The organism is Edaphosphingomonas fennica (assembly GCF_003034225.1).
GTDB classification, from domain to species: Bacteria; Pseudomonadota; Alphaproteobacteria; order Sphingomonadales; family Sphingomonadaceae; genus Sphingomonas_E; species Sphingomonas_E fennica.
The window spans coordinates 1-18,430 of the sequence record NZ_PHHF01000031.1; the positions used below are offsets into that span (position 1 = coordinate 1).

Annotated in this window: 14 protein-coding genes and 1 pseudogene; 5 read left to right on the forward strand and 10 right to left on the reverse strand. The window is 63.2% G+C overall.

The genetic code is table 11. The features are described 5' to 3' along the window. Positions 1-61: 61 nt before the first annotated feature. A pseudogene (locus CV103_RS07225) lies at positions 62-1,123 on the reverse strand (strawberry notch C-terminal domain-containing protein); the annotation flags it as partial. Between CV103_RS07225 and CV103_RS07230 the strand changes: the two are divergent. The 3 genes from CV103_RS07230 to CV103_RS07240 are packed head-to-tail and all read left to right on the forward strand — an operon-like array spanning position 1,105 to position 4,561. Next, positions 1,105-2,652 (forward strand): tyrosine-type recombinase/integrase, encoded by a 1,548-nt coding sequence (locus CV103_RS07230; RefSeq protein WP_067182629.1) that lies wholly within the window; start codon positions 1,105-1,107, stop codon positions 2,650-2,652. The pseudogene CV103_RS07225 and the gene CV103_RS07230 overlap by 19 nt on opposite strands. Further along, positions 2,646-3,560: a tyrosine-type recombinase/integrase gene (locus tag CV103_RS07235; RefSeq protein WP_067182626.1), complete on the forward strand. Its 915-nt coding sequence runs from the start codon at positions 2,646-2,648 to the stop codon at positions 3,558-3,560. Before CV103_RS07230 ends, CV103_RS07235 begins: the two co-directional genes overlap by 7 nt. Continuing rightward, on the forward strand, positions 3,557-4,561 hold the full coding sequence (locus tag CV103_RS07240) for a tyrosine-type recombinase/integrase (protein WP_067182623.1): 1,005 nt from the start codon (positions 3,557-3,559) through the stop codon (positions 4,559-4,561). Before CV103_RS07235 ends, CV103_RS07240 begins: the two co-directional genes overlap by 4 nt. 189 nt (positions 4,562-4,750) lie before the next feature. Here CV103_RS07240 and CV103_RS07245 read toward each other — a convergent pair whose 3' ends face one another. The 3 genes from CV103_RS07245 to CV103_RS07255 all read right to left on the reverse strand — a co-directional run bounded on the left by CV103_RS07245 (position 4,751) and on the right by CV103_RS07255 (position 8,633). After that, positions 4,751-7,201, reverse strand: a complete 2,451-nt coding sequence (locus tag CV103_RS07245; RefSeq protein WP_107394489.1) for a strawberry notch family protein — start codon at positions 7,199-7,201, stop codon at positions 4,751-4,753. A 93-nt stretch (positions 7,202-7,294) separates the two neighbouring features. Continuing rightward, a complete protein-coding gene (locus CV103_RS22815; protein WP_245896714.1) occupies positions 7,295-7,690 on the reverse strand; it encodes an NAD(P)H-dependent oxidoreductase in 396 nt (131 codons plus the stop codon). 103 nt (positions 7,691-7,793) lie between these two features. Continuing rightward, entirely contained in the window at positions 7,794-8,633 is an 840-nt protein-coding gene (locus tag CV103_RS07255; protein ID WP_107394490.1) for a DUF7146 domain-containing protein, read from the reverse strand. An 857-nt stretch (positions 8,634-9,490) separates the two neighbouring features. On the opposite strand from CV103_RS07255, the gene CV103_RS07260 reads away from it, so the two are divergent. Continuing rightward, positions 9,491-10,624: a replication initiation protein gene (locus CV103_RS07260; protein ID WP_107394491.1), complete on the forward strand. Its 1,134-nt coding sequence runs from the start codon at positions 9,491-9,493 to the stop codon at positions 10,622-10,624. 46 nt (positions 10,625-10,670) lie between these two features. Here the strand turns inward: CV103_RS07260 and CV103_RS07265 are convergent, their stop codons facing one another. From CV103_RS07265 to CV103_RS07275, 3 genes are all read right to left on the reverse strand, one after another. After that, positions 10,671-11,066, reverse strand: a complete 396-nt coding sequence (locus CV103_RS07265) for a hypothetical protein (RefSeq protein ID WP_107394492.1) — start codon at positions 11,064-11,066, stop codon at positions 10,671-10,673. Next, complete coding sequence (locus CV103_RS07270) at positions 11,059-11,745, reverse strand: ParA family protein (RefSeq protein ID WP_107394493.1); 687 nt, start codon at positions 11,743-11,745, stop codon at positions 11,059-11,061. The genes CV103_RS07265 and CV103_RS07270 overlap by 8 nt, the downstream gene beginning before the upstream one ends. Before the next feature lie 396 nt (positions 11,746-12,141). After that, complete coding sequence (locus CV103_RS07275) at positions 12,142-13,152, reverse strand: hypothetical protein (RefSeq protein WP_245896715.1); 1,011 nt, start codon at positions 13,150-13,152, stop codon at positions 12,142-12,144. Positions 13,153-13,604: 452 nt separating this feature from the next. On the opposite strand from CV103_RS07275, the gene CV103_RS07280 reads away from it, so the two are divergent. After that, the gene (locus tag CV103_RS07280) at positions 13,605-14,495 is read left to right on the forward strand and encodes a recombinase family protein (RefSeq protein ID WP_107394495.1); all 891 of its coding nucleotides are present in this window, start codon (positions 13,605-13,607) and stop codon (positions 14,493-14,495) included. Positions 14,496-14,529: 34 nt separating this feature from the next. Here CV103_RS07280 and CV103_RS07285 read toward each other — a convergent pair whose 3' ends face one another. Genes CV103_RS07285 through CV103_RS07295 form a run of 3 tightly spaced genes read right to left on the reverse strand, consistent with a single transcriptional unit; the run spans position 14,530 to position 18,247 of the window. Next, complete coding sequence (locus CV103_RS07285; RefSeq protein WP_107394496.1) at positions 14,530-15,678, reverse strand: TniQ family protein; 1,149 nt, start codon at positions 15,676-15,678, stop codon at positions 14,530-14,532. Then, positions 15,675-16,598, reverse strand: coding sequence for a TniB family NTP-binding protein (locus CV103_RS07290; protein ID WP_107394497.1), 924 nt, complete (start codon positions 16,596-16,598; stop codon positions 15,675-15,677). Before CV103_RS07290 ends, CV103_RS07285 begins: the two co-directional genes overlap by 4 nt. Beyond that, entirely contained in the window at positions 16,595-18,247 is a 1,653-nt protein-coding gene (locus CV103_RS07295) for a Mu transposase C-terminal domain-containing protein (RefSeq protein WP_170112583.1), read from the reverse strand. The genes CV103_RS07290 and CV103_RS07295 overlap by 4 nt, the downstream gene beginning before the upstream one ends. Positions 18,248-18,430: the final 183 nt, after the last annotated feature.

Genomic DNA, 18,430 nt, shown 5'->3' on the forward strand with positions numbered 1-18,430 from the left:
AAAGTGGACGACTTTTACGCCGCCCGCAGCCGGACAATCCCGCCGCTACCGTGGTCTAGTTTTCCACCGCCGTTCTCACGCGGGTTTCGATCAGCGACAGGAATTCGTCGAAGATGCTGTTCTGCAGCGCGATGGGCAGCGCGAGGATGCGATTGAGCCAGCGCTGGATCGGCGGCATCTCGTCCTTCAGGACGCCATCCTTGTCGCAGAGCTCCAGGCCGGTGCGGTGCTGGAAATCGTCGAGCGTGGTGCTCGAGAGCTTGCCGGCCGCGAGCAGGTCGAACCAGGAGAGGAGCGCGGCGCAGGCATATTCGCTTTCGAGGTTGTCGGCCGGGTCGAACAGCCCCTGCCCGCCCGTCTGGCGCTGGCCGCGCGTCAGCGCGCCGAGACTGTCGAGCCGCCGTGCGATCGTGCTGGTGAAGCGCAGCTCGCCCTTGCAGTCGGTGGTCACCGGCCGGAACAGCGGCGTGGTCGCCTGATGGGTTCGGTGCGTTCGGCCGAGCCCCTGGATCGCGCGGTCGGCGCGCCAGCCGGGTTCGAGGAGCAGGTGGACGCGCTGCTCCTGGTTCATGACGTCGAGCGAGGCGTGATAGCTGCGACCCGTGCCGCCCGCGTCGGAAAAGACCAGCATGCGCTTCTTGCCAGCCATGAAGGCTGCGGCCTCTGCCTGGCTGGTCCGCGCCGAGCGGCTTTCGAGCTTCTGGCGCCCGTCGCTCGCCGTGATGAGGCGTTTGGTCCGGCCGGTGACCTCGGCGACATTGTCATGGCCGAAATGCTCGAGCAGCGCATCGAGCGCCGACATGATCGGGGGCATGGCGCAGAGCTTCTCGATCAGCGCGTCGCGTGCGGCCTGGGCCTCGGGATTGTAGACGGGGTGCCCGTCATCATTCACCATCGGCAAAGAGCGCGGCGTGCCGGTGTCGTCCTTGAAGACGCGCATCTGCCGGGTCGGGAAGGCACGCTCGAGGTAATCGATGATGTATTCTTTGCAGTCGCAGTTTATGTCGAGCGTGGCGGCAGGAGGCGCAGGTTTCCTTCGGTTTTCCATGATTTCACTCCAGATAATTACAGTTCCTTCGACCTCAACAAGTCGAAGGAAGTTAAATGCGAACAAGATCATCATTGCCGTTTCGAGCGGCCCCGCTCCGGGTCGAAGACCCGCCCAGACACGACACCCTACTCACCGCATTCCTCTCCTCTCTGTCGCTCGACGAGAGGTCAGCCTGTGCGGTTCTGTTTGGCGCTGCTGCCCGCCATTTCCTGCATTGGCTGGAACTCCATGGGATCGCGGTCCGCACGATCGACGATCGGGCTGTTCGGCGGTTCGAGAAGCACCGGTGCCGGTGCCACCGGTATTCAGCGCAGCAGCCAGTATATAAGGCGGACATGGCAGCGCGAGTCAGACGCTTCGTCCGCTTCCTGGAAGATCAAGGCTACGTCGAAGTCGACGACGGGATCGACGATCTGCCACGGCACCTCGCCGACTATTTCGACGCGATCAATAGCCTGCAACTCGCGCAGGGACCGGCGCAGTCCTATCGATCCGAGGCCGAGCATGTCGTGGCCTGGCTTCGCATTGCGCGACGACGGTGGGCCGATATCGACGACACGATCATCGACCAGTACGCCGTGCATGATTGTCGTTGCCCGGTCTGGCGCAAGCGGGGCAAGCTGGTCACCACGGGCACCAAGCGGCGGCGGCGCTGCGCTCGGCACTTCGTCGAGTTTCTGCGGGGTCGAGGCGTCATCCCATCGGTCGAACCGGTGGTGGACGATAACCCGCACATGGCGGCATATCTGACATGGCTCAAGCAACATCGCGGCGCGACCGACGAGACGATCCGGCGTTACCGGACCGATATCACGCGGCTCATGCCCATGCTCGGCGAGCCTTCAAAATGGGATGCAGCCGCTCTCAGGCGCGCGTTCCAACGACGAAGCAAGGAGACGCCGGGTTCGGCATCGCTGCTCGTCACGATAATGAGGAGCTACATTCGGTTTTTGATCGTGCAAGGCGAGTGCCGACCGGCATTGTTGCACGCGATACCATCAGTGCAACGCTACCGCCTTTCGGCGTTACCCCGTCACGTTGACCCGGCCACGATCGAGAAGATCATTGCAGCCTGTCCGACTGATCGGCCGGTGGAAGTCCGCGACAAGGCCATCATTCTCCTGCTCGCCAGGCTCGGATTGCGAGCGGGCGATGTCCGGGACATGCGGCTCGACGATATCGATTGGCGGGGCGGGTACATCCGGGTCAAGGGCAAGACCCGAAGGCCGGACCGGTTGCCACTGCCGCAGGATGTCGGCGACGCGATTCTGGCATATCTTGCGGCAGCCCGCCCGAAGGCCGTCGAAGAGCATCTGTTCCTGCGCGTGCAAGCTCCGTTCCGGCCATTCAGCTCGTCCGCGGAGATCGCAGGCATCGTTGCACGCACGCACGAGCGCGGTGGGATCGAAGGGGTGCCGACCGGGTCGCACATATTCCGGCATTCGCTTGCCACCAACTTGCTGCGCACCGGCGCGGGCTTGGAGTCCGTTGGGACCATCCTGCGTCACAGCTCGCCCGAGACCACTGCCATCTACGCCAAGGTCGATCTGCCGATGCTCATGAAGATCGCGCAGCCCTGGCCCGGAGACCTGCCATGTTGAACACACACATCTCAAGATACGTCGCTCTGCATCGCAGCCTGGGTCGCAAGTATTCCGAACAGGACCGGATGCTCCGCCAGTACGCTGCCTACGCCGAGGGTTTCGGCGATCGGCACACTCAGGTCCAGCGCATCTACGACTGGTGCCACACGTCGAGCTCACAATATGTGGCCCGCCGGAGGTTCGACACCGCACGTAACTTCAGCCTTTTCGCTCAGGCCGAAGATTCAGGCCACGAAGTTCCGCCTGCCGGCGTCTTCGGCCGGGGCAAGCGGCCACGCCCGACGCCGACCATCATTGAACCGGACCAAGTGCGGGCGATCATGACTGCAGCATTGGACGTTCCACCCCAAGGCACGATCAGCCCATACACATACCATTACCTGTTCGGCCTGCTCGCGGCGACAGGTCTCCGGATTTCCGAGGCCCTCGCGTTACAATGCAACGATCTGGTCGAGGATGGCCTGATCGTCCGCAACGGCAAGTTCGGCAAGCAGCGGCTGATTGCCTTGCAGCCATCGACGCGCCAAGCACTCGAAGCCTATCTCGCCCTCCGCGAGAAGCACGCGGCCAGGGGCAACGACCTGTTCGTCACTATCCGGGGACGGGCACCGCACAAGGTGCGCGCCCACGTCGTGTTCGTCAGATTAGCCCGGCAGCTCGGATATCGTGGACCAACCGGTACGGCGGGCATGCGACTCCACGATCTGAGGCACACCTTCGCTGTCCGCTCGCTTGAGGCATGTCCGCCCGACAGGGAGGCGATCGCACACCACATGGCCGGACTCAGCGTCTATCTGGGGCACGCGTCGGTCGCCAACACGTATTGGTATCTCGAAGCCACTCCGGTGCTGCTGCGCGACATCGCTGCCGCCAGCGAGCAACTTTACCGGGGAGAAGCGGCATGACGGCGCTCGCTCCCCATCTCTCGGCATACCTGCGTGAACATCTGCCACGCGAACGTGCCGTCAGCCCGCACACGGTGAAGACTTATGCCAACTGCTTCGTCCTCCTCGTTCAGTTCGCTGCCGATCGGCTGAAGCGTCGGCCGACCGATCTTGAGATCGAGGATCTCGGCACCGACATGATCATGGCCTTCCTGGACCATGTAGAGACCGGCCGCGGCAGCTGCGTGCGGACCCGTAATGGCAGGCTCGCTGCGATCCGGTCCTTCTTCCGGTATATCGAGTATCGCATTCCAGCCTGCCTCGATCAGGCTCTCCGCGTCAGATCGATCCCGACCAAGAAGACTGACAAGGCGCTGATCGACTATCTCGACCGGGCCGAGATCAAGGCGTTGCTCGACGCCCCCGATCCCCGCACTCGGCTTGGCACCCGCGATCGCGCCATGCTGCATCTGGCCTATGCCGGCGGGCTCCGGGTATCGGAACTTGTGTCGCTGCAGCTGCGCGATTTCCCGGACCGCTCCCTGTCCACCGTGCACATCATGGGCAAGGGTCGGCGTGAACGGGTCCTGCCGCTCTGGAAGGAGACCCAGTTCGCATTGCGCGCGTGGCTTGCGATACGGCCCGACGCGCAAGCTGCCGAGATATTCCTCAATGCCAACGGGCAACCCATGACCCGTGACGGGTTCGCATTCCGTTTGGCCGAGCACGTCAAGACCGCGGCAACGAAGCAGCCGTCGATCCTCGGCAAACGGGTTACGCCGCATGTGTTGCGCCATTCCAGCGCGATGCACACGCTCGCGGCGACCGGGGACATCCGCAAGGTCGCGTTGTGGCTTGGCCATGCCAGCATACAGAGCACCGAGACATACCTGCGGGCCGATCCCGAGGAGAAGCTGCAAATCCTCGCGGCTCATGGTGCCCCCGCCATCAAGCCCGGGCGCTTCAAGCCACCATCCGATGCCCTGATTACCATGCTTACCGATGTTCGAAGGCGGGCCTAGCCCGTCACCGAACATTCCCCCTGACCCTCATATTATCTGGAGTGAAATCATGGAAAACCGAAGGAAACCTGCGCCTCCTGCCGCCACGCTCGACATAAACTGCGACTGCAAAGAATATGTCTAATGTTGAGCTCAACATTACACGTACTCACGGGGACTAAGATCAANTGTCTAATGTTGAGCTCAACATTACACGTACTCACGGGGACTAAGATCAATTTCCAAATTTGCCCGCTCGTCGGGCGATAGGTCGCCGAGGCGCCGATCGAGGATCGATTCCGCGGTCGTGACCAGCTGAAGGACCACCGACTGCCCCGCTGAGAGATGCGCCTTCGCCGCCGCGATCACGGTCGGGAGTTTCATGCTGAGGAGGAGCTGGCCGAAGAAGCGCTGCTTGGTCGACTCGAACCGCGAGCGCGCAGACGCCTTGGCACCGCTGTTGAGCGTCGCATTTTCGAGTCCGTCGACCACCGCCGTCAATTCTAGGGCATGCTCCATGTTGCGGTGGATGATGCCCCAGGCGTCGGCATAGGCGTCGTAGATCGCGATCTGCTCGTGCGTCAGCTCATGCCGCAGGATGTCATATTCGACGCCGGCGAAGCTGAGCGCGCGGGCGGTGTAGAGGCCGAGCGCCTTCAGGTCGCGAGCGACGAGCTCCATCGCGGCGATGCCGCCCTTGCGGATGCCGGAGATGAACTGTTCGCGGTTGCTGAAGGCGGTTTCCGGCCCCCACAGGCCCAGCCGCACGGCATAGGCGAGGTTGTTGACGTCGGAGGCGCCGGTTGCCGAGGCGTAGAGTACCCGCGCGCCGGGCAGATGGTTCTGGAGCAGGACCCCGGAGATGCCCTGCTGCGAGCCCTCCTTCTTGCCGAGCGCCCCTTCGCCGCCGGCGACGCCGCCCATCTCATGCGCCTCGTCGAAGCCGATCACGCCTTCGAAGTCGTCGCCTGCCCAGTCGATGACCTGCTGGAGGCGGCTGTGGTCACCGCGTGCCGAACGAAGCGTCGGGTAGGTGACGAAGAGCACGCCCTGCTCCAGCGGTATCGCCTGGTCGATCTTCCAGTTGGAGAGGGGCTGGATGTCGGCCGCGAGACCACCGAGCGCGGTCCAGTCACGCCGCGCGTCTTCGAGCAGCGCCTCGTTCTTCGAAATCCAGATGTTCCGGCGGCGCCCGGCGAGCCAGCTGTCGAGGATGCACGCGGCGACCTGCCGCCCCTTCCCCGCCCCGGTGCCGTCGCCGAGGAAATAGCCCATGCGATAGGCGCGGCCATCCTGCGCTTCCTCAAGGCCGACGCCTTCCTTGGCGGGCCTGAACTTCCCCGGCAGAAACTGGTCCCAGGCGTGACCGGCATAGACGACGGTTTCGAGCTGCGAGGCCGACAGCAGGCGTTCGGAGACAGTGCGTTCGGGGAGCCGCGGCACATAGGCCGGGATCGGCGCCGCGATCGAGCCCATCGCGACGGATTCGACCAGGGCAGTCGGATGTTCGCCGGCGGCGTCGAAGGTGATCCGGCTCGGACGATAGGGAAGATAGACACCGACCTGGTCGAGCAGCGGCGCCGGCGTGTCGAGCGGCGCGTAGTCGACGGGCAACACGTTGTTGCGCACCGGAGCGTGATAGGGCCGCGGCTGCGCGCGATTGCTCTTCATGGCGCGGAACAGCGAGGGGCTGCTCGATCGCTTGGGAGCCGGTGCCGATGGCGCCGCGAGGGTCCCGCGCTCGTGGATCGTGAGTGCGCCGATGAGCTCACGGATGGAGGTGCGCTGGATCGTCGCGGGAATGGTCGTGCCGGGGACCTTGTCGATCACGAACAGCCGGACCGCGATGCTGGTGCCGTGCTTCAGATAGCATTTCTCGAGCCGCACCGACGTCCGCACGCTGACATCGCGCAGCGTGGTCTCGAAGAGATCGCGCATCCGCGCATTGGGTCCGAACCAGTCGGGCATGATCGCAACCAAGCGGCCGCCGGCCTGCAGTCGGCGAAGGGCTGCCTGGAGATGCCGGACAGCGGCGTGTGCGTCGGCGCCCAGCCCGACCGACCGGGAGAATGGCGGGTTCATGAGCATCAAGCTGGGGCGCGCCGCTGCCGCCAGGCTCGAGTTGATCGTGGCGCCGTCGTGTCCGGTGACGGTCGCGTCAGGGAAGACATCGGCGAGACGCGCCCGGCGGCCCGATGCGTATTCGTTGAGCTGGAGGGAGCCGAAGTCGCGGCAATGCGCCACGAGGAGCCCATTGCCAGCGCTCGGCTCGAGGATCACATCGTCGCTCTGGATATTGGCGAGGACTACCGCCACCGCAGCAAGATCGACGGGTGTCGAGAACTGCTGCCATTCGATCTGATCTTCGCTGCGAACGGTCTGGGTGGGCAGCCGGTCGAGCAGGTCGCAGGCCGCAATCACATCATCGAGCGAGGTCAGCGGATAGGGACCGAACTGGAGGTGGTGGGCGAGTGCATGCTCGAGAATCTCGAAGCTGTCGCGCTGGGTCCAGAGCCCGTCCGCGTCGGTCCCGCCATAGCCTTCGATCATCGCCGCATTGAGGTCGGCCCGGGTGATCGGGTCCGTCGACCTGAGGCGGTCGATGAGAAGCGTGGCCGCACGGCGTTCGGCCGCGGTGGCGGTATCGAAGAGATCGGACATGGTGGGGTCTCCGGACTGGCTGCCCCATCGGCAGCATCAATCCTTCAACCCCCCTTCCCTTTGCCCAGTCGCGCGGTGGTTGGCAGGGGCCGGCTACGCAATCGCGGAAAGCTTGGGGTTCGCCGGGAGTTTCCGAACCAGCGCTATCGCGCGTCCTGGCCAAGCTGGCGGATGCGGTGCAGCCAGTGTTTCCGGTGTCCGCCACCCTTTTCGACGCCGCCGATGATCGAATAGCGAAAGCGGATAGAGGATCACGAGATGGTCGGCCCACCGGATGTCGATCTGCGCCTTGTGGATCGTGTCCGCAGGATCGGCCTCGCGCCATTCCTTGGCCGAGCGCAGGATCGGAAAATCCAGGGACGCGATATCGATCCTGCGGACTTCGTGGATGCCTGCCTCGGCACCCGCCGCATAGGCATCCGCCAGCGCGTGAACGAAGCGCGCCCGATCAGTATCGGGGTGTCCATCGATGATCGCAATGCGTGCCATGCGCTCCTCCGGACATTGCCTTCCTCTCCCGCGTTGCCTCCGGCAATCAGGAAGTTCCCCAAGGTGCCGCGCCAATGCCAGGCTGTCCTTGGCGAGACCCTGGTCATCGCCGGCTCATCTCGAGAACCTTGGCCCAGTCCTTGACGCCCTTGGGGGGCATGGGGGTGATTACGAGATCCGGCCTGGCGTAACGCAGGGCTGCCCGCTCTGCCGCGATCGCGCCTTCGGCATCGTTGTCGACGGCCAGGATCAACGAGGTCAGCGATGACGGCAGCAGGAGCTGGTCAAGCCGGCGGGCTCCAAGGCTCGTCCAGCACGGTATGTCGTGGAGGATGGTGAAGGCGCGCGCGGTTTCGAAGCCCTCGGCCAGCGCCAGCACAGGAACTGCCTGCCCTCCTCCCTGCCATGCGCCTTGCCCCGGCTGGCCGAGCATCAGCTTCATCCGATATCGGGCTGTCAGTGGGTCGAGGAATATCCGCTGGACAGCAGTCAGGCGCCGCCCTTTCCGCACCGCGACCATCAGCGCAGGATGATAGGTCGTCCACGGCTTGGGCCGATAGGGGCAGCGCGGGTGGAAGCGCAGGTCATGGGTGACAGGCCAGAGATGTCGCAGGCGAAGATAGCGTTCGGCGAGCGTGCCATCGAGAGGGAGCGCCTCGTCCCAGAGCCGCTCTGCGTTGCCGGACCGCGCGGTGGGCGTGTCGGTGTAGGCGAAGCGACCACGGCTCGGGACCCGCCGAAGCTCACGCAGAACATCTTCCCGGTCGCACCCGGCAAAGCAGGTGACGAGAATGCCCTGGTTGCCTTGGCGAATGGAGAGGCTGGGCGTGCTGTCGGCGTGGGCGGGACACGGGCACATGGCGGTGCGTCCGTGCCAGGTTCCCCCGAGCGAGCCGACTAGATCGATGAGGTCCTGGGTTGGTCTGAGCGCGACAAGGGCCATTGGCAGTTCCTTTCGCGGCCCATGCTCCCCCTTGCCTCTCTGCTGGCTCACCTTATCCTGGGGCGCAGCTTACCGGCTATGCGGGACGGTCGATCTGCTCCTCTTAAAGAATCAAATCTTGAAAACGCCCAAGCGGAGCGCGGGAGCTTCATAGATTCATTGATTCTAAGATTCAGGGGCCGTTTACGACGGTAAACCAATAGGTTGAGTGCCCTCCTTGTGAGGAGACGGGGGCTTCAGTGTGAGGGCTCGGGGGCGTCTGTGCGAGCCAGGGGGGGCGGGAGCCTGAGTGATCGGGGGACAATGTGAGTTCTCGGGGGACTCAGGCGAAACGGGCTAAAGAGCTGCCAGGAAAGCCCTGAATCCCCGTATGTTTTTGCTTCGGGGAAGATCGCCGACATCGGAGATGCTCTTTTATGTGAGCGATTGGGGGATCGTGGCCGAGGCGTGCGGATCTTTGCGTGAGGTCTTGGGGGCGGCCCGCGGAAAGGGGGCGTTCGAAATAAGGAATTTCCCCACATTTATGTGAGCGATCGGGGGATGCCAAGAAAAGCCAATCAAACCAACGCGATATGAAGATCTATATGTGAGTCGGCGGGGGTGACGCGCCGCGCGGCCCTGCTCGCCGCTTCGGGCCGGACGCGCGGCACGAATCTTTTATGTGAGTTTTCGGGGGAGCGAATGCGACTCGGCTTGGGAACGCGAGTCGCGTGCCGAGGGCTCCGCGGCTTTATGTGAGCGCTTGGGGGCTGGTGATCGCATGGCCCGACGACGTCTCTATGAGCGTCTGGGGGCACGTCTATGTGAGTGAACGGGGGGCGGTTCTCATTATGACAAGCTGATGGTATGCAACTCACATGAAGCTCGATTCGGACACCGTAGAAATCGAGGTTCCGCCTGACCTGGAGGGACTGAGCCGGACGTTGCGGGTCGCTGATGTGATTCGCCGCCGCGACCTCGACTTTGTAAGTAAACCTGGGGAATTAGTCGAATCCGAGTTCGAAACGGGGTCGTTGAGTGCGGCCGGAAGAAAGGCTTTCGCGCTGATGTTGCGGAAAGCTGGACCGGAAGCCGGCGAGGACAGCAAGACGTTCACGATCACCAAGAAGGAACTGCGCGGCTCGCACAAGGGTAACGAGCGCATTCAGCCGGTGATGGACGAACTTCTACGCGTGATCGTCCGTATCCGGACCACCTCGAAGAAGGGTAAGCCTGCGATCATGTCGCAGTCGCTGCTGTCGAGCTGCGTCGAGGAAATTTCCGAAGACGGTATGAGCGTCGTCGAGTTTCAGTTCTCCGAGAGCTTCAAGCGCGTGATCCAGCGTTCGGATTACTATGCGCGGGTGAACCTCGGGGTGATGCTTGCGCTCCAGTCGCGCTATTCGCTCACCTTGTACGATCTTGGCTGCCTGATCATCAATCGGCAGAACCGCGTCGTCAAAATGAACGTCGATGAACTGCGCCGGCGCCTGGGTGTGCCCGACGGCAGCTTCAAGAACTTCGCCGAGTTTCGGCGCGACGTGCTTGTCAAATCGAAGGCGGAGATCGACCAGCTCGCCGATTTCATCGTGGAATGGGAAGAAATCCGGGGGACCGGGCGCGGCCGGCCGGTCGAGGCGGTAAAGCTGACCTTCAGCCCCAAGGACCCTGTCGAGCAGGAAGAGACGGCAAAGGAGCTCGATCGGCCCAAGGTCGGACGGCGTGCTAGGCGCGACGGCAGCGTCGAGGAGGTCGCGGCCATTCCGGCGGCCGCCCCTGTGGCGGCATTGCCGTCGAGCAAGCCCTTTCCCACGGGATCGATGCATTTCAGCGGGGATCAGCGCCTGCTGACGATCGTGGCGGATTACGGGGGCGGCTGGGACAAGGATCTGATCGCCGGCGCGTTTCGCGAGAAGATGGGCGACCGGCTCAAGACCCTAACGGGCGTGCCGCTCTACAAATCCTGGGAAGGCTTCTGCAAAAGTTTCGTCGGGCTTCGTGGCCGGCCTTAGGGATAGCCTGCCCTCCCCCGATTCCTCACATAAAGCGAGAGCGGGCCTATTCGGGCGCCCTCCCCTCCCCTTCGGCCAGATCGATCAGCGCCATGATCCCGTCCGGGAGGCTGAGGTTGCGGTCGTCGCACCAGCGCACGAGGCGGTCTCGCTCAGGAGGCGACAGGCGCATGCTGATATGGAGCGACCGGGCCGGACCGCGCTGGGGCTTGCGCTTGGGTGTGACGCCGAGATCGGCAGTAACCTGCGGAAAATAATTGGCTGGGAGCGCCGATCCGGCGGGCTCGCGTTGGACCGGCGGGGTGCTGGCAGGTTTTGGCGCGGCTGTAGCGGCAACGAGCCCGCGGAGACGATCGGCGGGCGCTTCGGGTTGCTCCAGGCGCTGCCGTGTCGATCCGATGATGTCGCCCATGCTGCTCACGGCGGCCTTGTCTTCAGGCATCGACTGCCTCCTTGTTCTGAATTTCGCTGAGAATATCGGCGAGGATGCTTTGCGCGATGCGGCGCGCTTTCTCCGTCTTGGCGAGGTTGGCGGCTTCGACCTCAGCGAGGGTCATCCGGTAGTTCGACATGGCGCGAAAGGCGTCGAGCGTGAACATCTGGTCGGTGAAGGTCGGGAGGGCTTTCCTGATTTGACCGTCGATCTCCCACTCGGCTTTGGAGCGGGCCACCTGCCCCGTCTGGGTAATGAGCACGCGGTATGGAACGCCGCGGCACATTTTCTCGAGCATATCGCTGGTTTCGACGGTTCGCTCGAGATCGAGCCGCGATGACCGTGTCGGGATGACGACGAAGTCGGAATCCATAGCGGCATAGGCGGTCTTGAAGTTCGACGTTCCCTCGGAATCGACGACGACGAGCTGGGCCGCCGCGCGCGCCCGTCCGATCGCGGCACCGATATCCGAGTCCCGCAGCTGCGAGGCGTCCTCGACCGCGATGCGCGAGTCCCCTCCCCTGCCCGCTGCGATCCGATCCCGGTGCCAGTTCAACAGGCTGTTTTGACGGTCGGCGTCGAGCATGAACACCGAGCCGCCCAGTGCCTCGAATTCCGATGCGAGGGCAAGCGCTAGCGTCGTCTTGCCTGCTCCACCCTTGCTCTGCGCGATAGTGATGACTGGCACGAAATAGCTCCCTGTGGGTCGCGGGCGCGGCACCCATGTGACGTGGCACAGGCAGCGCGGCACAATTGATCTGCGCTCCTGATAGCGCATGTGTAGGCGCGGTGCAAGGCGACCTCGCTACTGGCCGCGCTGGGAAAGGCACACGCGCTACTGACGGCGCTAGTAGCAGCGAGGGCGCAAGTGCTAGTAACCGAACACGCGCCAGCGCTGCGGCACGCGAGGCCGTAAGCGCCAGCGCGCTGCGCCGCGCGAACGCTAGGCAGCGCGCCATCGCGGCACCCAGCGCGTTACAACACGCGGCACATAACGCGGCACAGCACGGAAACGGCCGAAATCGGCCAAACGGCAGCACGCGACTCTCGCGTCGATGGCGTCTTCATCGCGACGATAGCTGGATCAGGAGCGCGCCAGAAGTCGATCGATCTCCGCCATCTGCTCATCGAACGAGTCGAAAACCTGCCTTAGGCTTCGATCGACAGGTGGGGGAGGGGGCTCCAATCGCGGTCGGCCACGCTGGGGAGAGGCATATCCGAATGTCACCGCGAGATCTCCGGCCACGAAAACGCGCCAGGAACGACGCCGCGTGACTTCAACCAGCAACCCAGACCCGACACCGCGCTCCAGGAGCTTGCTCGCACCAGCTATAGTGAGGCCGAGAGCCTCGGAGACAAATTGCGGTGAGAGAAGAGGACGGTGAATGGTCAGAGCCGCCAAAGAGGGGAGGGCTCCCGGTCTGTACTCGCTGACGATCGCGCGCTGCGCGTCACGATAGAGTCGTTCGAGCTGGTCGAGCCGCTCAGTCCCATCAGCGGCAGCACGTTGCAGCGCCCTCACGATCGGCAGCCAGTCCGTGTCGGACAGCCGCGGCTTCAGCCGCATAGCCTTGGCGCCGCCGCAGAGGCAGGGCAGTGGGACGTGGGATAGACCCTGATCACGAAGGGAGAAGGGTAGCCCAAGCCAGGGCGCGATCGTGCCGAGTTGCCGTGAATATTGCCTGACACGGTCGATGGCACGAATGAGGGGAGGGTGCTCGGCCGCCTCGGGCTGATCGAACACCGACGGGGGAAGTGCATCGCGCCATTCGAGCGGGTCGCTCGAGAGCAACGCTTGCCGCCAACCGTCAAATTCAGCGAACTCGTCGAGATGGGTCGCTCGAATGGCCCGGCCGGGGATATTGAGCCCGCAGCCCCAGGAAAATACGTCGATTTCGTCGATTTCGACGCCCTGCAATTGCAGGGCCTCCGCAAAGCCCGTCCATGCCGCGCGGAGAGACCAGGCCGAACCGACAGAACTCGCCGAAATCCGGGCATCAAGACGGGCGATGGCCGCCGAACAAGAGGCTATGGCCGTGACCATTTTCGGAGTATAGTCGGGGCCATACCGGGAAACTGCGTGGGCATTGACCATGCCCGATTGTGAACCGAAAAGGAATTTCGGTAAAGTATGCTATGATGTGTAGTCGTGATAATGGGTGTTTATCGCGACCCCATCATTTAAGAGAAAGCCGCGCTATCTCTCGCCGCCATTGTCGGTTTCCCCATACGACCGGACTCTGGCTTACCGCGCGACGTAGCGCGCCAGATTGTCCCCAAACCGCCGGATTCTGGGTAGCAAACCCCCGGACTGGTGCGGCCTCTGCCGAGAAAACCCCGCAGACTGCCCGCATTTTCGAGCTCGCCAGGATGTGAAAGCCGACGCTGCCTGTCCGCGCGGGAGAGCCGGGCTGACAGCGGGTTCTGTGGCCGTCGAGATGGGCCGATCGAACTCGACCACCTCAATCAAAGCTGGCCATAAGGTCCTCGAATTCATATCATATGGGGGCAACCGGTCGTTTGACCCCATTATATGGAATGTGACAAATGGCCCTGATCGGCTACGCGCGCGTCTCGACCGACGAACAGGACACCGCCGCGCAGCTCAGTGCCTTGCGCGCTGAGGGTTGCACGGTGATCCTCGAGGACAAGGCGAGCGGTGGCAGCCGCGATCGGCCGAACCTTGCACGAGCGCTCGAGCGCGTGCGGCACGGCGACACGCTGCTGGTGGTCCGGATCGACCGCTTGGCCCGGTCGCTCTCGCATCTGCTCGAGATCGTCGAGACCTTGCGGGGGAAGGGGGCCTATTTCCGCTCGATCCACGATCCCATCGACACGTCGAGCGCGCAAGGCATGCTGATGACCCAGATGCTCGGCGCCTTCGCCGAATTCGAGCGAGCATTGATCCGCGAACGGACCAGGGCCGGCCTCAAGGCCGCTGTCGCGCGCGGGGCGAAGCCCGGGAACCCGAAGATGCGCTCGCGCGATCCAGCGGCGATCGCAGACATCCGGTACGCCCTCAAGGAGCGCTATCTCCATGAACTGGTCGATGATCGGCACCGATGGTTACCCACGGTCGCGCGACTGCGGCCACACCTCCCCTGGGGGATCGTGCTGCGACAAATCCGCGCGATCACACCGCCGGTTCGTTCGTTCAGTGAGCGGACGCTCGTGAAAGCGTGCCGAACGCTGGTCAAGGCAGGGTATGCGGACCCGACGATCCTCGATCCGGCGCCGCGCTTGCCGCCTGATACGCGGGTCGCGCGGCTTGTCGCCGATCGACGAAAGACGCATCCGGATTCTTCGCTGCGAGAAATCGCCGCGTGGCTGACACGGGATCTGCGTGAACCAACTCCGCGGGGTGGGCTGGCGTGGTCGCCTGAAGGGGTCCGGCGGGTGATTGACCAAGCCGAGAAGCTGCATTTGATGGACACCTGAGCGGGGCTTGGAAGGAAGTCCCGCGAGATGACCGCTACACCTCCGCGAAGGCTGTGTTGCCGGCGAAACGGCGTAGTTTGAACTTTGCGAGGGTCGAGCGCCGCCGCCTCCGCTGCTTTGCAGCCTCAATTTGTCGAGTGAACGTGGGAGACCAGTGGCCCGTGGCGGCGGGATAGCTGTCAAGCAGCTCGCGATTCATCCCGGCGACGAAGGTGTCGATTGCCGGCGGTGCGTCAGGGCCGAACAGCGCGGTGGTCGTCCCTGGATCGGAGTCGATGATTGCGTGGGCGGCCGCAAGGAGGCACCGGCGCAGCAGTGGTGTTGCCGTGGCGAGTGGGTTCGGTTCATCGTATGAAAGAAATCGGTAGTCGCGCATGCCGGGCGTTATCGCGTCGCATGCGAAATCGTTGAGCGCGATGGCCCTGGTCCTGCCTCCCCAATGGTCGTGGCCCGGCGGGGATCGGTTCAGGAGGCTGCAAATGTCGCGCACCTGATCGAGGAGCTGGCTGGCCGATGTGAAGTTGAAGCGGAACTGGTCGGGGGTTTTGCCTGCCATGGCACCCATCAACTGCAACTCGAATGTAATGGCGTGGTCCCAGCAGGCCCGGGCGGCCTTTTCAGCGTCGAGTGTCGACACGGAAGCTCTTTCCAGTGGTCGCCAGCATGCCCCGCAGATCATTCGTAGCGGCCCGCGGGCCGGCGTCGCAAAGCGCCAGTTCAGCGATCCGCACGCGTTGCACCGGTCCTCCAAAGGCCAGCGGTGCCGGTGGCAGAACCCTGAAGCGGCCAATACCCATTGCTGCCGGACGTAGGCAGGTTCGTCATTGGCAAAGCCCTCTGCGAGGCACCGGCTACACCAGGAGATGCCGAGCCTCGGAACGGCGCTGACTTCGGGATAGTCGACCGGGCGGGGTAGGTGCTCCCAGACCAGAAAGTCGAGCGCGAGAGCAGGGTATCGCCGTGCAAGGCTTTGCTCGGCCAAGCGAATTGCCGACACGTCCAGGCGATCGGCGGCGGCTTTCAGCCAAGCCTGCATCGGCCGAATATCGGGGTGTCGCCAGTTGCCTTTGCGATCTCGAACCGCTTTGGGCTTGGAAAGCGTTCGTCCGCGGCGCGATCGGCGCTGGCGCGCATGCCAGGACGTGAGCAGTTCGTCAGCGAGCGGTACATTGGGTGCAATCATGCCGCGCGCCGGCGCATCGCCCGCTTGGCGCTGGCAATTACTTGCATCGACACGAGCGGGAGCAATAGCTGGTCGTCTTCGAAGCTGTCGGCGTCGATCATCTCGCGGCCGTTGCGGATCGCCTCAATGGCGACAGCCTCCATGATTCGGAATATCCGGCCTGTCACGCCCTCGGTTAGCGCAATGACGCGTTGACGGACCTCATGGTCATCGAGCCGGGAAGAACGGCGTAAGGGCAGCAATCCCGCGAAACTCGCCATAAGCTGGCGCAGGCTGTGATCGTTACGCCATGGGGCAAGCTCGAAAGCGGCAAAGCGGTCGGCGAGATTGGGATCGGTGAGGATCGCGATGCGCGCATCTTCCGTGCCCGCGCATACGATCGGGATGCGCAAATCGTTGGTCAGAAAACGGATAGTGTTGAGGAATATCCGTTGCTGGCGCGGCGAGCCCGCCAGCATCTTATCGATTTCGTCGAGCACAAGCACCTTGGTTCCGAACTCGCCAAGGGTCCGTCGTGCGAGTGAGCGCAGCGATCGCAGGCTGATATGATCGAACTCGGCATAGTTCATCGCCAGCATAAGCTCAGTGTAGAATTCGTCCTCAGTCGGTTGCGGCGGCATCTGCACCATCACGATCGGCATGGTCGTGAGACCGGCGCGCTTGTCGTACCTGCTCGCGTGTAGTTCAGCGAAGCGGTTGAGGATTTCACTCTTACCCATCCCGGTCGATCCGAACAGCAGCAGGCAGGGCATGCGCCCGCGCTGCGGATAGGTCAGCAGATCCTCAAGCCTGCCGAGTGCCGCTTCGGCTTGCGGAAGCGAAACCCATCGGTCGCGTCGCAGCCAGTCGATGCGCTCTTCATCGGATAACACCGCCTGCTCGCGATATGCGGGAAACAAATGATCGTAGAGGTCGGTCATAATCGTTCCTCGATCTGGAACGGGACAATAGGCTCCGTATCATCCGGCTCGGGCGATGTGGGCGGCGGCGGCAGAGAGTGCGGGGACGGCGGAAAACCTGCTTCGAGGGCATAGGCAACACGCTGCGCGGATTTTCGGGCCGCCTTAGTCTTGTGGATCGCGTCAAGGACGATGCGCCGCTGCTCGTTGACCATGTCAAACAGCGACTGTTCATCGACAGCCTGGCGCCCGCGCTCGCGCAGCGTTCGGACTGCCAGGTCGTGCTCGAACTTAGTGATGGCAGGCCGCCGCCGATCACTAAGCGGGACCGTCAGATGCTCGTTATCGGACAGCTCGACGTAGACTGCCGAGAGGTTGAGGGGATTGTATTTGATCGGGAGCTTTTGGCCGCAGTTTGCGATGAGGCTGGCTAAACCGCCGTGCCAGTAGAAGGCGTGGAACAGCTCGATACCCTCACGCCTGATCTTCCGCATTTCGAAAGGGAGAAAATTCAGCAGGAAGCGATCGGGATCGGCCGGGAGCCGGAGCGGATCGGGGCGAACACCGAGCCCGTCGGCCCAGGCCGTGAGGGGAGGAATGCCAAGCTCGCTATGAATCGAACCATGATAGACGCCAACTTCAATCGTAAACCATTGCTCGAACTCGCGCAGTGTCATGCAGGCTTGGCCTTCCGCGTCGTAATCGCCTTTGGCTTGGATATTTGAGAAGGTCGTACCCGGTAGGAGGTGCACGGCGCCGATCGTTGTTCCGATCAGGCGCTCAATGTGGCCGCCGTAGTGGGGCGTACGTCGGGGCCGGTACTTGAGATTGATGCCATGCTGCTGGCAGCCGCGCTTCAGCGCCCGGGACCGGAACTCTGGGGCATTGTCGAGATGCAGTGTCTTGGGAATGCCGAAGATGGGATAATCAATCTTGATCTCCCGCTCCTCAAGCCAAGCCATCTTTGGCAGGACCGCGTGACGGATCGCCATGCCGACTGACGTGGCCGACGGGCTTTCGAGCGAGATATAGAAGCCTGGGATCACGCGCGTCGCGATGTCGATCTGCAGGGTCAACGTCGGGCGACCGAGAGGTTTGCGGAAATGTTCGTCGACGATGATGATGTCGGCAGGCGTGTGATCCATCTGGACGATCTGAAGAGGATGGTCGGCTGTGTAAGATCCGATCACTGGTCTATATCGATCAGACGCTGCTTTCGCCCCGTCGCGCTTCCTGATGAGCCGCTCCCGGTCGATCGTGGCAACGCGTGCGGCGATCGTCTTACGCGTTGGAGAGCGTAGGCCGCGCTCATAACAGGCGTGCCGGATGTCGCGTACCAGTCGCGCGAGGGTTGGCTTGGGGCGGGTTAGGTAGAACTGCTCGATTTCGGAGGCGACGAGCTGGTCGACCTCTGGCGGCAGGCGGCGGCGTCCTTTGGGAAAGCCTTCGGGCCGATCGACAAGGGAACTGGTAACGGGATCTTCCCGGTAGCGCGCCACCAGCTCAAAAAGGCGCGACCTGCTCAGACTCAGTTCCGCGCTCGCATCCAACATGGCGGCGCGGGTAATTTTAGGTAGGTTGGCGAGCGCACGAATAGTCGGCTCGCGATTGCAAGCGATGCTCCAGGCTGTAGAATCCGCTCTCGTAAGAGCCGTGCCCGTTTCGGCCATAGCCTATCCCCGATCGTGCCAGGGACTCGTGTTGCCGGGTCCGCCGGTATTGTATCAGAAATTGGACAGGCAGGCGAGAGTCCGGAGGTATTGTAGCAAGGTGAAGATTGAAATCTCTAGTTTTTCCGGTCCGCCGGTTTACTCAAACTGACAAGCAGCTCAGACCGGGCAGGGGCTTCACGC

Coding starts and splice junctions, on each gene's coding strand:
- CV103_RS07230 (WP_067182629.1), top strand. CDS start 1,105: ATGCGAACAAGATCATCATTGCCGTTTCGAGCGGCCCCGCTCCGGGTC.
- CV103_RS07235 (WP_067182626.1), top strand. CDS start 2,646: ATGTTGAACACACACATCTCAAGATACGTCGCTCTGCATCGCAGCCTG.
- CV103_RS07240 (WP_067182623.1), top strand. CDS start 3,557: ATGACGGCGCTCGCTCCCCATCTCTCGGCATACCTGCGTGAACATCTG.
- CV103_RS07245 (WP_107394489.1), bottom strand. CDS start 7,201: ATGTCCGATCTCTTCGATACCGCCACCGCGGCCGAACGCCGTGCGGCC.
- CV103_RS22815 (WP_245896714.1), bottom strand. CDS start 7,690: ATGGCACGCATTGCGATCATCGATGGACACCCCGATACTGATCGGGCG.
- CV103_RS07255 (WP_107394490.1), bottom strand. CDS start 8,633: ATGGCCCTTGTCGCGCTCAGACCAACCCAGGACCTCATCGATCTAGTC.
- CV103_RS07260 (WP_107394491.1), top strand. CDS start 9,491: ATGAAGCTCGATTCGGACACCGTAGAAATCGAGGTTCCGCCTGACCTG.
- CV103_RS07265 (WP_107394492.1), bottom strand. CDS start 11,066: ATGCCTGAAGACAAGGCCGCCGTGAGCAGCATGGGCGACATCATCGGA.
- CV103_RS07275 (WP_245896715.1), bottom strand. CDS start 13,152: ATGGTCAATGCCCACGCAGTTTCCCGGTATGGCCCCGACTATACTCCG.
- CV103_RS07280 (WP_107394495.1), top strand. CDS start 13,605: ATGGCCCTGATCGGCTACGCGCGCGTCTCGACCGACGAACAGGACACC.
- CV103_RS07285 (WP_107394496.1), bottom strand. CDS start 15,678: ATGATTGCACCCAATGTACCGCTCGCTGACGAACTGCTCACGTCCTGG.
- CV103_RS07290 (WP_107394497.1), bottom strand. CDS start 16,598: ATGACCGACCTCTACGATCATTTGTTTCCCGCATATCGCGAGCAGGCG.
- CV103_RS07295 (WP_170112583.1), bottom strand. CDS start 18,247: ATGGCCGAAACGGGCACGGCTCTTACGAGAGCGGATTCTACAGCCTGG.